The sequence below is a fragment of the Streptomyces formicae genome (assembly GCF_002556545.1).
GTDB lineage: Bacteria > Actinomycetota > Actinomycetes > Streptomycetales > Streptomycetaceae > Streptomyces > Streptomyces formicae_A.
Window position 1 is genome coordinate 8,322,158 of record NZ_CP022685.1, and the last position, 12,469, is coordinate 8,334,626.

Annotated in this window: 12 protein-coding genes; 9 read left to right on the forward strand and 3 right to left on the reverse strand. The window is 70.8% G+C overall.

Translation table 11 applies throughout. From position 1 onward, the window contains the following. Positions 1-107: 107 nt before the first annotated feature. Entirely contained in the window at positions 108-941 is an 834-nt protein-coding gene (locus KY5_RS36180) for an SGNH/GDSL hydrolase family protein (protein WP_234363024.1), read from the forward strand. Between the two features lie 99 nt (positions 942-1,040). On the opposite strand, the gene KY5_RS36185 is transcribed toward KY5_RS36180, so the two are convergent. Further along, a complete protein-coding gene (locus KY5_RS36185) occupies positions 1,041-2,429 on the reverse strand; it encodes an MFS transporter (protein ID WP_234363025.1) in 1,389 nt (462 codons plus the stop codon). Positions 2,430-3,171: 742 nt separating this feature from the next. Here KY5_RS36185 and KY5_RS36190 point away from each other — a divergent pair. The 8 genes from KY5_RS36190 (at position 3,172) to KY5_RS36225 (ending at position 11,055) form a co-directional block, all read left to right on the forward strand. After that, a complete protein-coding gene (locus tag KY5_RS36190) occupies positions 3,172-3,918 on the forward strand; it encodes a tRNA-dependent cyclodipeptide synthase (protein WP_098247711.1) in 747 nt (248 codons plus the stop codon). A gap of 61 nt (positions 3,919-3,979) precedes the next feature. Next, positions 3,980-4,897 (forward strand): 2OG-Fe(II) oxygenase family protein, encoded by a 918-nt coding sequence (locus KY5_RS36195; protein ID WP_234363026.1) that lies wholly within the window; start codon positions 3,980-3,982, stop codon positions 4,895-4,897. Further along, a complete protein-coding gene (locus KY5_RS36200) occupies positions 4,894-5,778 on the forward strand; it encodes a 2OG-Fe(II) oxygenase family protein (RefSeq protein WP_098246167.1) in 885 nt (294 codons plus the stop codon). The genes KY5_RS36195 and KY5_RS36200 overlap by 4 nt, the downstream gene beginning before the upstream one ends. Continuing rightward, positions 5,775-7,310 carry a cytochrome P450 gene (locus KY5_RS36205; RefSeq protein WP_098246168.1) on the forward strand — a complete coding sequence of 512 codons (1,536 nt, stop codon included), beginning with the start codon at positions 5,775-5,777 and terminating at the stop codon, positions 7,308-7,310. The genes KY5_RS36200 and KY5_RS36205 overlap by 4 nt, the downstream gene beginning before the upstream one ends. After that, the gene (locus KY5_RS36210; RefSeq protein WP_199843395.1) at positions 7,307-8,275 is read left to right on the forward strand and encodes a 2OG-Fe(II) oxygenase family protein; all 969 of its coding nucleotides are present in this window, start codon (positions 7,307-7,309) and stop codon (positions 8,273-8,275) included. The genes KY5_RS36205 and KY5_RS36210 overlap by 4 nt, the downstream gene beginning before the upstream one ends. 90 nt (positions 8,276-8,365) lie before the next feature. Beyond that, positions 8,366-9,244 (forward strand): 2OG-Fe(II) oxygenase family protein, encoded by an 879-nt coding sequence (locus KY5_RS36215; RefSeq protein WP_098246169.1) that lies wholly within the window; start codon positions 8,366-8,368, stop codon positions 9,242-9,244. Beyond that, the gene (locus tag KY5_RS36220; protein ID WP_098246170.1) at positions 9,241-10,173 is read left to right on the forward strand and encodes a 2OG-Fe(II) oxygenase family protein; all 933 of its coding nucleotides are present in this window, start codon (positions 9,241-9,243) and stop codon (positions 10,171-10,173) included. The genes KY5_RS36215 and KY5_RS36220 overlap by 4 nt, the downstream gene beginning before the upstream one ends. Positions 10,174-10,311: 138 nt before the next feature. Further along, the gene (locus tag KY5_RS36225; protein WP_098246171.1) at positions 10,312-11,055 is read left to right on the forward strand and encodes an SIMPL domain-containing protein; all 744 of its coding nucleotides are present in this window, start codon (positions 10,312-10,314) and stop codon (positions 11,053-11,055) included. Positions 11,056-11,074: 19 nt separating this feature from the next. Here KY5_RS36225 and KY5_RS36230 read toward each other — a convergent pair whose 3' ends face one another. After that, entirely contained in the window at positions 11,075-11,689 is a 615-nt protein-coding gene (locus KY5_RS36230) for a TetR/AcrR family transcriptional regulator (protein ID WP_098246172.1), read from the reverse strand. Positions 11,690-11,738: 49 nt separating this feature from the next. Continuing rightward, positions 11,739-12,308: a carboxymuconolactone decarboxylase family protein gene (locus KY5_RS36235; RefSeq protein ID WP_098246173.1), complete on the reverse strand. Its 570-nt coding sequence runs from the start codon at positions 12,306-12,308 to the stop codon at positions 11,739-11,741. Positions 12,309-12,469: the final 161 nt, after the last annotated feature.

A 12,469-nucleotide genomic window follows, 5' to 3' on the forward strand; every position in this document is an offset into this window, starting at 1 on the left:
GTCCTTATTCCGGCTTGGCGGAAACTTGACCGGTGGCTTATCTCACGCTCCGTCAACCCCTCCCTACGGTGGCGTAGGTCACTTAGAGAGGTGAAAGATGTGACTTTGTGAGCGCAGAGTCGACATCCTTCATCAATCACCCCATCAACAACGGCGTATTCAACTCCTACGCAGCGGTCGGCGACAGCTTCACGGAAGGGGTGGGCGACCCGGGCCCCGACGGCACGTTCGTCGGGTGGGCCGACCGTCTCGCCGTCCTGCTGGACGACCGGGTGCCGGAACACACCTTCCGGTACGCCAACCTCGCCGTACGCGGGAAGCTCCTCGACCAGATCGTCGAGGACCAGCTGCCGCGTGCCAAGGAGCTCGCCCCCGACCTGGTGACCTTCTGCGCCGGGGGCAACGACATCATCCGTCCCGGCACCGACCCCGACGAGGTCGCCGAGCGGTTCGAGCGGGCCGTCGCGGACCTCTCGTCGGCCGTCGGCACCGTCATGGTGACCACGGGCTTCGACACCCGGGGCGTGGCCCTCCTCAAGCACCTGCGCGGCAAGATCGCCACGTACAACATGCACGTGCGCGCGATCGCCGACCGGTACGGCTGCCCCGTGCTCGACCTCTGGTCCCTCAAGACCGTCCAGGACCGCCGCGCCTGGGACGGCGACCGCCTGCACCTCTCCGCCGAGGGGCACACGCGCGTGGCGCTGCGCGCCGGACAGGTGCTCGGCCTGGAGGTGCCCGCCGACCCGGACCAGGCATGGCCGCCGCTGCCGCCGCGCGGCACGCTGGAGGTGCGGCGCGACGACATCCACTGGGCGCGCGAGTACCTGGTGCCGTGGATCGGGCGGCGCATCCGGGGCGAGAGCTCCGGGGACCACGTGGAGGCGAAGGGCTTCCGCAACCCGCACACCATCAAGATGCACATCGAGGCGGCCTCCTGAGTCCTCTTGAAGCCTCCTGAGGACAGGAGCGCGACTCTGCCGACACCGAAGGCGTCCTTCCCCGGGAGGGCGCCTTCGTGCTGCGCGGTGACCGCGGAGTCACCGGTCCTCCCGCGTCCTGATCCATGCCACCAGGACCAGGCACGCGACCAGACAGCCCGACGCGGTGATCAGCAGGGCCGTGTCGGCGGCCGTCTCCGACCCCACGCCGTGGTCCTGGTCGGTGACGGCTCCGGCCAGGCCGACACCGAGCCCCGCGGCCACGGTGATGACCGTCTTGGTGACTCCGGACGCCTCACCGGCCCGCTCGGGGCGGATGACCCCCTGAGTGGCGATGAGCGTCAGGGAGTTGGCCACTCCGAGGACCGCGCCGCCCACCGTGGCGACGGCGACGTACAGCGTGAGGGACGAGGTCAGGGCGAGGCAGCCGAGCACCAGCGCTCCCGCGCACAGGCAGGCCGTCATCAGCCGGACCGCGGCACGCGGCGGCACCCGCCCGGCGAGCGGCCCGGCAACGGCCATGGCGAGGGCGGGGGCGAGGAACGCGGTGCCCGCGACGACGACCGACAGGTCCCACTGGCCCTGGAGCGTCAGGGGTACGACGAACAGGAACATCACCGTCGTCGTGTTAGCGGCGGCGCCGGCGAGCGTGAGCGCCATGTACGGCCCGTTGCGGAAGAGCGTGAGCTGCACCAGCGGGTTGGCGGCGGACCGTTCACGTCGTACGAAGAGGGCCAGCAGGCTCGCCGTGACGGCCGCGCCCGCCAGAATGGCGGGCCACGGCCAGTGGGGTCCGCGGTCGATGACGACGCTGAGTGCCGCGAGCGCGGCCGTGGCACTGAGCAGTCCGCTCCAGTCGACGGTGCGGGGCGCGCTGGCGTCGAAGCTCTCGGCGGTGCGCGCGGCGCAGAGCGCGCCGAGCGCGGCGAGAGGGACGTTGAGCCAGAAGATCGCCCGCCAGGACACCGTCTCGGTCAGGGCGCCGCCGACGAAGGGACCGCAGGCGGTGGCGATGCCGCCGATGCCGAGGGCCCAGCCCGTGGCGCGGCCGCGCAGCTCGGCCGGGTAGACGTTGGTCAGCAGGGAGAGGCCCACCGGCATGATCATGGCGGCGCCCGCGCCCTGGGCGACGCGGGCGCCCACGAGGACGGGCAGGGTCGGCGCGAGCGCGCAGGCCAGCGAGGCCGCGCCGAACACGGAGAGACCCGCGACGAGGAGTCGCCGACGGCCGAACAGGTCGCCGAGTCTGCCCGTTCCCAGCATCAGCGTGCCGGTCGAGAGCAGGTAGGCGCTGATCACCCACTGGAGACCGGCGCCGCCCGCGTCCACGTCGCGGCCGATCCTCGGCAGCGCGAGGTTCAGGCCGAACGAGTCGAGCTGGATGCAGAACACGCCCACGGACATGGCGATCAGCGCCCATCGCCGGGCGGCGAAGGGCGGCGGCGTCGCGCCGCCGGTGCCCTTCCTCACGGTCGTGCCCTCGCTCACGATTGCCCACTTCTCCTCGCGGCCGCCCCTGCCGGACGGGCCTGATCGCCGTCGCACGGGCGTGCGGCGGTAGAGACGGTGCCGGTGGCGGGGGAGAGGGCGCAGCCGAAGAGCGCTTCCGGATACGGAGCGCCGCTGCTGGAGAGGTGGGGAGAACGGGAGAGGTCTCGAAGTGCCATGTCGGCGGGGCCGGTTGCGAAGGTCGCCCTCGCAGGTCCTCGTTCGACGACAGGTCCGGCGCTCGATGAGCGGTGGAGACGAGATCACCGTAACGGACGTGGAGGTGCTTGCCAACACGTCCCCGGAGAGCGGCTTGTCGGGCCCGGGGAAAGCATTGAGCCATCACGGGCGGGGCGGACGCCGGTCCGCTCTTCGGTCGTTTCGCGGTGCTCTCGGCCCGTGCGGGTGGCGCCGCGCGCACTTGCCTCCCCATCGGCAACTCCCTGCTCAGCGAGGGGCGTTGAGTGATATGCGGATGCCTGTGCCGCCCGGTGCCCGGCGGGGCCGCGCACGCAGTGCAGCCGAGTGGTGACCTTCCGTACCGAACGGTCGGGTTCATGGTGTCTACACGGACTGGCTTCCTGGTCAGTTGCTGTGAAAACCCTGAAGGGTTCGGTTCCTTGGCGGTGCGGCTTGAATCCAACCCCGGGGTATTGGCCGCTGCTTCAACTTCCTGTTAGTAATTTCATGCGGCAGACGAATGCCATTCCTGTACCTCCCCCCATGGACCCAGGCGGATGTGATGTCGTTAGATGCGCAGGGGATCGCTGCTCCGATACCACGGATAGCGCCCACCCGCAGGACGCGTTACAAGGCGGAGATCGCGTCGGTTTCCCCGGAATCGAGCAGGAACACCTTCGAACGGCGCGATACATGTTTTCTCGGCGTCAGCCTAGAGAACAGCAACTTCACCACTGCCAAACTCACGAGCATGGTCAAGTGGATCTCCCGGAGATTCAGCAGGTGCACCGTGCTCGTCGGCGACAGTATTCACAGGCTCACCCTGCAGTCGACTCAGGGAATGACGCCCGAGTGCGCCCTTGAAAGGGCTCTTGCGCTCGGCAGGAGCTTTGTGGAGGGCGCGGGCCAGGTCTTCGACGAGTACCGAGAGAGTACCGACTTCACCTTCCTGAGCTGCAATGACGTGCAGAAGAGGGAAGAGTATGCCCAGTTTCACAATAAACTCCTCGCCTTCTTCGACGAGAACGAAGAGTTTCGCTCCTCGGTGGAATCGTTCGGCCACGCCTATCACCGGAAGCGGGCCGAAGGAGTCAGTGCGGCCGACCTGGAAAAGCGCATCCGCATGTCCAGCGACTACTTTCTGGAAGAGTTCGCCGTCTTCGCCTGCCTCAAGGAGCAGGGGCTGCCCGTCATGGTCTACCCCGGATCGTTCAGCACCTTGTCCGAGATAGCCAAGGGTCAGCATCCCGGAGCCCCTGAAGAGCTGCGTGACCTCGTCGTGGTGTCCCTCCATCTGAAAGGCCGGTGAGATGGCAGCCGAAGCTCGATATCCGATCCCCGAGATCCGTCGGGGAAAGATATACCGAGACGTGTACGCGAAGCGGTCTCCCGACAATCCCGCCCTCGGTGACGCCCACCTCGAAAGGGCCCGCATAGTCGACGGGACCCTTGACTTCGGAGATTCCGGGGTGCGCAACCGGGCTTTCCGGGACGGCGTCTTCCTCCTGGAGATCCCGCCCGAACTCGATGTGTCGGCGGGTGACGCGTTCGCGCGGCAGTTCTACGAAGGACCCGCCGCGACGCCGTACGGCCGGTTCCGGGACATCGGCAGCGACCGCTTCGGTGATCCGCTGCTCGGCTTCCACCAACGGATCAACCAGATCGAGCAGTTCCTCCTGGAGCGCCGGTTCTGGGCCGCCGACTACCCGCCGGAGATCGCCGCACTCGGCGAGGCGCTCACCCGGCTCTCGCGGCAGGTGCTGCGTTCCGTCCTCGCCGAGGTGGGCATTCCCGAGGAGGACTGGCGGCGGGCGACCGGCGGCTGCTCGCAGTGCGCGGGCTCGTACCACCTGACGTTCAACCACTACCGGCCCGCGCACGAGGACATCGGGCTCAGCTCCCACAAGGACGACGGGTTCCTCACCATCCTGCGGACGACCGCCCCGGGCCTCGAGGTCAGCCGCGAGGACCACTGGGAGACCGTCCCCGCCCATCCGGACTGCCTCATCGTCAACTTCGGCCTGTCCATGGAGATCCTGACCGCCGGAAGCCGCATGCCCGTCGCCGCCATCATGCACAGGGTCGCCCGCCAACAGGAGGACCGGTCCAGCTTCGGGCACTTCAGCTCGAGCGGCTGCCTGCCCGGCGAGGACGAGGGCATCTACCGCTACGTACGCGGCAGGGGTCTGGAACGCGTCTGCGGCTCGCGCGAACTCATCGACGAGAACGACTACGAGATCTACGCGGGTACCGATGCGCCGGTCGCCGCGAAGGGCGCACGCCGATGAGCGCCGCGACCATGACCCTCCAGCGCGCCGGCGTCACGGCCACCGGCCTGTGCTTCGACGCGGCCGACGGCTTGTCCCGCGCGCTGCGCGACGGTTGCTTCCTGCTCGCCATCCCCGCCGGGTTCGATCCGGCCCCCGGCATCACCCTGTGCCGCGAGTTCCACCGTGCGCCCGACGACGGGACGGCGGCGACCCGGGCGTACCGAGGCTTCAAGGACCTGACGGGCGTCTACTTCGACCGGGAGCACTTCCAGACCGAGCACCTGCTCATCGACGGCCCCGGGCGCGACCGGCACTTCCCGCCCGAACTCCGCGCCATGACCGAGCAGATGAGCGCCCTGACGCTGCTCGTACTGCGCGAGGCGATGACCGAACTCGGCATCGCCTCCTCGCTGTGGAGCGAGATCACCGGCGGCGCCGTCGACGGCCTCGGCACCCACTGGTTCGCGGCGAACCACTACCGTCCCGAGCGGGTCCAGCCGGGCTGTGCCCCGCACAAGGACACCGGATTCGTGACCGTGCTCTACAACGAGGAGCCCGGCCTCGAAGCGTCCGTCGACGGTGCCTGGGTGCCCGTCGACCCCGTGCCGGGCCACTTCGTGGTGAACTTCGGCGGCGCCTTCGAACTGCTCACCGCCGCACTCGATCGCCCGGTGCGGGCGATCCTGCACCACGTGCGGCAGTGCACCCCGGCCCCTGGCGCCGCGGACCGCTTCTCCTTCGCCGCCTTCGCCAACCCGCCCGCCACGGGTGACCTCTACCAGGTGCGCGAGGACGGCACGGCCGCCGCGGTGCGCAGCTCCGAGGACTTCCTGCGCGAGTTCAACGAACGCACCTGGTCCGACCGGCACGCCGACTTCGGCATCGGCGGTTCGTCATGAGCGTCTCCGCCGACCGTCCCCGCGCCCTGCGCCGGGCCGCCGGGACCATCGCCCTGCCGCAAGGCCCCGGTGCTCCCTTCCCCGGCGTCGTCGCCCACCACGAAGGTCCGAGTCGGCTGCACGGCCACGCCCCCGCGTTCCACGAGTCGACCGTGGTGCGCGGCGAGCCCGCGTCGCACTACTTCCGTGCCAGTGGCATCAGCGCCCGCGCCGAGGAGAACGGCGGCCTGTGCACGTTCTGGATGGGGGAGAAGCTGGCCCTCTACCAGATCACCAACGAGGCCCTCGTCGGCGACGACGTCCTGGCGCCCTCCACCGACGCCAACCGCGAACTGTTCGGCGACTTCATGGGCTCCATGCCGCACGACCATCCGGACCGCCCCGCGAAGCGGGCCGCGGTCGAACGGTCCCTGGGCAATGCCAAGTTCGTCGAGCGGATCGAGCCCGCCGTCCGTCGGCACGCGGCCGAGCACCTCGGCCGTGCGGCGGGTCGCGCCGTCCCGCTCGACGACTTCGCGCTGTCCCTGACGGCGTACGTGGACAGCCTGATCCCCGGTGTCCTCGACCTCACCCAGCGGCCGCTGCCCGACTACCTGGACTCCGCCGAGTACGGCCGTGTGGTGCGCGGCTTCTTCGACCTCGCGTCCGACGTCATCAGCAACGACAACCCGGCGGCGATGCGCGAGTTCGACGTCATCGTGCCCTTCGTGCGCGACCTCCTGACGGCCAACTTCGACGCCCTGGACGCCGCGCCCGAATCCAACATGATCCGGCGTCACTTCGTGCTGTGGGGCCTGCCGTTCACCCGCGCCTCCGTCGCCGCACTCGATGCTGCGCGGATCAAGGAACTCGGCACCGTCATCGTCGCCACGTACGACACGACGGCGCTCAGCCTGACCTGGGCGATCGGCTACGTGGAGGCGACGCCCGAGGTCAAGGCGGCCGTGGTGGCGGAGGCCAGGCGCGGCGGCGGGGCGGGGTGCCCGCGCGCGACCGCGTCGCCGTCCGTGATCGACCTCGCGGTCTTGGAGGCCGTACGCCTGGGCGGCAGCAATCCCAGCGCCCTGTGGCGCCGTACGACCGAACCCTTCACCCTGCACCACGAGGGCGCGGCGGTGACCGTGCCCGCGGGCACCATGATGTGGCTGGACCGGCGGCAGGCCAACCGCGATCCCGCCGTCTTCCCCGAGCCGTGCCGCTTCGCCCCCGCCAACATCGAGGCCATCGTCCGCACCGACCGGGAGACGGTCTCCTCGCTGCTCTCCCGAGGCCGCTACGAGATCAACTCGTTCAGCATGGTCAACGCCGACCGGAACCCCCGCAAATGCCCCGGCCGCCTCTTCTCGGTGCGGATGCAGTCCGTGGTCCTCGCGGAGCTGTACGGCCACTACACGGTCGCCACGCGGGGCGTCGACCTCCGCCTGAAGCACCACGCCTCCATGCCGCGCCCCGCAAGCCCCGGAACCATCACGATCCGGCCCGACGCAGACGTGGCGCGCGATCCCGCGACCCGGAGGGAGCCGACCCCATGACCACCCCCAACTCCCGTACGGCACGGGCCCTCTTCCACCCCGACACCGCAAGACCCCCGGTCAGCCTGCCGCCGATGCCGGGCGAACGGCAGGCGAGGACCGCCTACCCCGCGGTCGACCTCGAACGCTCCAGGATCGACGGCGACGAACTGCTCTTCGAACGCGAAGGAGGCTTCGACCGCGCCCTGGCCATGGGGTTCTTTCTGCTGCGCATCCCCGAAGGGCTCGACACCGACGCCGGGGACCGGTTCGCCGCACACTTCCACGAGGACCCGGCGGGCGACGCCCTCGACCGCTACCGGGGCTTCCGTGACACCCACGTGCCCGGCGACTACCAGGGCTACTTCGACCGAGAGCACGACCAGTGGGAGAACTTCTACATAGAGAAGGGCAACTGGCCGCTGCTGCCGTCCGAGGTCGCGGCCCTCGGACACCGGATGACCGGCCTCGGCATCGACGTCCTCCGCGCGGTCCTGCGGCACGTGGACGTCCCGCCGCACCTGTGGAACGAGGTGTCCGGCGGCCTCTCCGACCACGGCGGACACCAGATGCTCGCCTTCAACCACTTCCGCTCGCGCAAGGCGACCCGAGGGTGCAAGTTCCACCGCGACTCGGGGTGGGTGACCGTACTGCGCTCCACCGAGCCGGGCCTGCTCGCGCTCATCGACGGGGAGCTGGGGGCCGTGAACCCCGAACCCGGCTGCTTCATCGTGAACTTCGGCAGCTCGCTCGAGGTGCTCACCTCCGCCCTGCCCCGGCCGGTGCGCGCGAACGTGCACGGCGTGGTCTCCACCGAACGCCCCGAGGGCAGGCCCGACCGCATCTCGTACGTGACGTTCCTCGACTCCGCACTCGACGGCACCGTCTACCGGCTCGACGAGGGCAGGGCGCACCCCGTGCAGTCGGTCGCGGACTTCGCCGCCCAGGAGGTGACACGGACGTATGACGACGACGGCGCGCTGTAGCCGAGGCACGGGCACCACGGCAGGCACCGGCACCGCACCTTCGGGACCTTCGGGATCTTTGGGAACCGACCGAGACAGGAGCGTCGCACCATGACGAAGGACACCCTCACCCTCCCCGCGGCCGAGGTCGACGAAGGGGGCACCCTGCGGTTCGCCTCACCGGCCGACGCCGAACGCGCGCTCGACCTCGGCGCGTTCAACGTGGCGGTCCCCGACGACCTCGACGTGAGCGCGGGCCTCGCCTTCTGCCGCAGCTTCTACCAGCCGGCGACCGGACGGCCGGGCGACCGTCACCGAGGCCACCGCGAACACGGCCACGCGGCCTCCAAGCTGGGCTACGAGGACCGGCCCGACCAGGTCGAACAGCTCCAGCTCGAAAGCTTCCTGTGGCAGGAGTACCTGCCGGACGACGTCACCGAGGTGCTGCGGCGGATGCGGCAGCTGACCCTGGACGTCCTCTACGGAGTGTTCGATACGGCGGGCGTGCCCGAGGGCGACCGCGACCTCATCACCGGCGGCGCCCGCCAGGACACCGGCCTGTGCTACACGACGGTCAATCACTACCGTGCGGGCCTGAGCGACCGCGCCGGGATCGTCGAGCACTCCGACAGCGGGTTCATCACCACGATCTGCACCGACCAGCCCGGCTACGAGATCCTCCACGAGGGCCGCTGGCTGCCGGTGCGCGAGCGCCCCGGGCACTTCACCGTCAACCTCGGCGACGCCTTCCGGGTCCTGACCAGGAAGCTGCCGAGGCCCGTGACCGCCGTCTACCACCGCGTGCCGGAGCTGCGCCCGGACGCGGGCGTTCCGGACCGCTCCTCCTTCACGGTCTACATGGGCCCCCGCTACGACATGTCGCTTTACCAGTACGACACCGGGGGGAGACTGCGCGAGTACCAGAGCTTCCGCGACTTCTCGGTGGAGAAGGCGGGCAAGCTCGGCTACGCATTCCACTCCCGCGTATGAGCACGGCAGCAGGACAGATCTCCGCCGCCGCCCTGCGGGGCTGGCAGCTGGCCGAACTGCGCGGCGGACAGCTGCACTTCACCGCCGCCGACGGACTGCGGCGCGCGCTGAAGGACGGCTTCTTCTACGTGCGGCAGCCCGCCGGGACCGAACTGTCGGCGGGGGACCGCTTCGCGCGCTCCTTCTACCTGGAGGGAGGAGGAGCCGGGGACGGGCCGCGGGACCCCTACCGCGGATTCCACCGGTGGACCTCGGAGCAACTCGGCCGACACCAGGGCTACTTCTGCCGCGACGCCGACCAGACCGAACAGTTCTTCCTGGAGAAGGCATGGTGGGACCGGGTCTATCCGGCCGCGCTCGTCCAGCAGGCCGAGCGCATGCGTGACTTCGCGCTCGCCGTCCAGCGTGCGGTGCTCGCCCGCCTCGACCTGCCGCGTGAGCTGTGGGAGGAGGCCACCGGGCACAGCCTGACCCCGCACGGCACCCACACCCTGACCTTCAACCACTTCCGTCCCGAGGTCGCCGCGCGCGGCCTGAACATCCACAAGGACTCCGGCTGGGTGACGGTCCTGCGGTCCACCGAGCGCGGTCTCGAAGTGGACAGGGACGGCGACTGGTGCCCCATCGACCCGATTCCCGGCACCTTCATCGTCAACTTCGGCTGTGCGATGGAGATCCTGATGCGGCACACCGCGACGCCGGTGGCCGCGGTGGCCCACCGTGTGGTGCGCCAGCCGCCGAGCGGCGGGGCCAAGCCCGACCGCTTCTCGTACGCCCTGTTCGTGGACAGCACGCTCGACGACCGCGTCTGTCCCGGCCTGTTCGCCTACGAGCCGGGCGGCGGCCTGCGCCTGGAGGCGGGGTTCGGGACCTTCCTCGACGACATCCTCGACAACACCTACCGGGAGGACACCACGGGTCTGTACTGAGGCGGGGCGCGCAACCGACGGCCGGTACTGGACCGGTGAGGTGACAGGGCGGAGTGGCGCGGGCGCGGCCGGGGGCGCCGGTGCTGGGATGACCGCGAACCGCCCCTGGAGGGGCGGAGAGCCGGAAGGAACCCCCGTATGCACGCAGTACGTTCCCTCAGCACCGTCGCCGTGGCGCTCGCCGCACTCGGGCTGCCCGCCGCGCCGGCCGTCGCCGCGCACGCCCGCCCCGCGACGACCGTCGCACCCGCCGTCGCCCCGGCCCCCGCCACGGTCACCGTGACCGGCGCGGGCAGCGCGTCCGCCGCGCCCGACCTGGCCGTGCTCAGCGCGGGCGTGGAGGTCACCGAGAAGACCGCCGACAAGGCGCTGGCCGCGCAGAACTCGGCGGCGGAAGCGCTGCTCGCCGCCGTCCGCAAGGCGGGCGTGGCCGACAAGGACGTCACCACGGAGGGCCTCTCGCTCTCCGCCGTCCACCAGGACGAGGACGGGACGGCGAAGCTCACCGGCTACCAGGCGTCGCAGGTGTTCTCGATCAAGGTCCGTGCCATCGACAGGACGGGCGCGGTGATCCAGGCGGTCGTGGACGCGGCCGGTGACGCGGGGCGCGTCCACTCGGTGGCGTTCGACGTCGCGGACGCGGGCGCGCTGCGGGCCGCGGCGCGCGACCGGGCGTACCAGGACGCCCGTGACAAGGCCGCGCAGTACGCCAAGCTCTCCGGGCGCCGCCTCGGCCGACTGGTCTCGCTCGACGAGAGTGACGGCGGGCGCCCCCGGCCGGTGCCGATGCCGGTCGCCGCGTTCGCCAAGGAGGGCGTGCCGCTGGCGCCGGGGCAGGTCCAGGACGAGGTCTCGGTGACGGCGGTGTTCGAACTGCGTTAGCCGACGAGGGCCCCTGGGGCTACGCCGCCCGCAAGTCGTCCTCCGACAGGCCCAGTTCGCGGGCGAGCGCCGCGTCGGCCCAGGCCCGCGTCCTGGCGCGGGACACCGCGCCGTCGTACGCGGTCATCTGCACGGCGAGCCCGTCGAGCAGCGCGGTGAGCCGCAGGGCCGCGCCCTCGGGGTCCGCGCAGCGGAACTCGCCCGTGGCCGTGCCCTGCTCGATGACCTCGGCGAGCGCGGCCTTCCACTGCTGGTCCAGGTCGCGCGTGACCGCCCGCAGCGCAGGCTCCCGCAGCGCGGCCGACCAGCCCTCGATCCACAGTCGCCAGCCCTTGGCCTGCCCGGTCGGCGCGTACCAGCGCACGGCCGCGCGCAGCCTGCGCAGCGCGGAGGTGCGGCGGGTGAGTATCCCGCGCAGTCGCGCCAGGTCGGCCTGCGCCGCGTGCTCGAAGGCCGCGGCGACGAGCCGCTCCTTGGACGAGAAGTGGTACAGGACCAGCGCGTTGCTCACTCCGAGGGACGCGGCGACATCGGCGATGCGCACGGCGGTGACTCCTCGCGCCTCGATCTGTTCGACGGTGGCGGCGAGGAGTTCCGCCCGCCGCTCCGCCACGCTCAGCCGCACTCCTGTCACGCGGTGCACCCTACCCACGCGCGCGTGCCCCGCCCGAATCGGCGTTCGTTCACCCGGCGGCCTGACGCGGCGCGTCCCGCAGGTCGCAGGAGTCCTTGAAGCCCTGGCTGGTGAGGCCGAGCGCGGAGTTGAAGCGCGAGCGGTAGTTCTCCATGGCGACCATCGAGGTCAGCTCGACGAAGGCGGGCTCGCCGAGGCGGGTGCGCAGCCGCTCGGCGAGGTCGTCGTCGACGGTCGGCGGGGTCGCGCTCATCGCCTCCGCGTACTCCATCACGTCCCGCTCCAGCGGGGTGTACGCGTCGCTGTCGCGCCAGGCGGGGACGTCGTGCAGCTTGTGCGCGTCCATGCCGCGCCTGTGCGACTCCCAGAACCCGAAGTCCATGCACCAGGAGCAGCCGATCGAGGCGGACGACGCCATCACGGCCAGCTGCTTGAGGCCCTCGTCCAGCTTGTTCCACTTCGCCAGGCTCTGCTCGAAGCGGAGGTAGGACCACAGGGCACGCGGGTGGTGGGCCAGGGCCTTGCCGGGGTCGAGGACCTTGCCGTAGGTGCGCCGGGAGTACCACTCCATGATCCGGAAGAACGGCGTGCGGCGAGGGGTGAGCGAGATGCGGGCCATGGGGCCACCTCCGAGGTCGTACGGCGTACGTCGTGCTCCGGTGGCGTTCACCGGGTACCGATGCGACGGACGGCGGGGCCCGGAACGTGACATCCGGGCCGCCGGGCGCGGGAAGCAGCCGTAACCGCCCCTCGGAGCGGCCGCTGTCGGAGGCGTTGGAC

Bases quoted from the DNA above. Each gene is read 5' to 3' on its own strand.
- KY5_RS36190 (WP_098247711.1), top strand. From the start codon at position 3,172: ATGTCGTTAGATGCGCAGGGGATCGCTGCTCCGATACCACGGATAGCG.
- KY5_RS36200 (WP_098246167.1), top strand. From the start codon at position 4,894: ATGAGCGCCGCGACCATGACCCTCCAGCGCGCCGGCGTCACGGCCACC.
- KY5_RS36205 (WP_098246168.1), top strand. From the start codon at position 5,775: ATGAGCGTCTCCGCCGACCGTCCCCGCGCCCTGCGCCGGGCCGCCGGG.
- KY5_RS36210 (WP_199843395.1), top strand. From the start codon at position 7,307: ATGACCACCCCCAACTCCCGTACGGCACGGGCCCTCTTCCACCCCGAC.
- KY5_RS36215 (WP_098246169.1), top strand. From the start codon at position 8,366: ATGACGAAGGACACCCTCACCCTCCCCGCGGCCGAGGTCGACGAAGGG.
- KY5_RS36220 (WP_098246170.1), top strand. From the start codon at position 9,241: ATGAGCACGGCAGCAGGACAGATCTCCGCCGCCGCCCTGCGGGGCTGG.
- KY5_RS36225 (WP_098246171.1), top strand. From the start codon at position 10,312: ATGCACGCAGTACGTTCCCTCAGCACCGTCGCCGTGGCGCTCGCCGCA.
- KY5_RS36235 (WP_098246173.1), bottom strand. From the start codon at position 12,308: ATGGCCCGCATCTCGCTCACCCCTCGCCGCACGCCGTTCTTCCGGATC.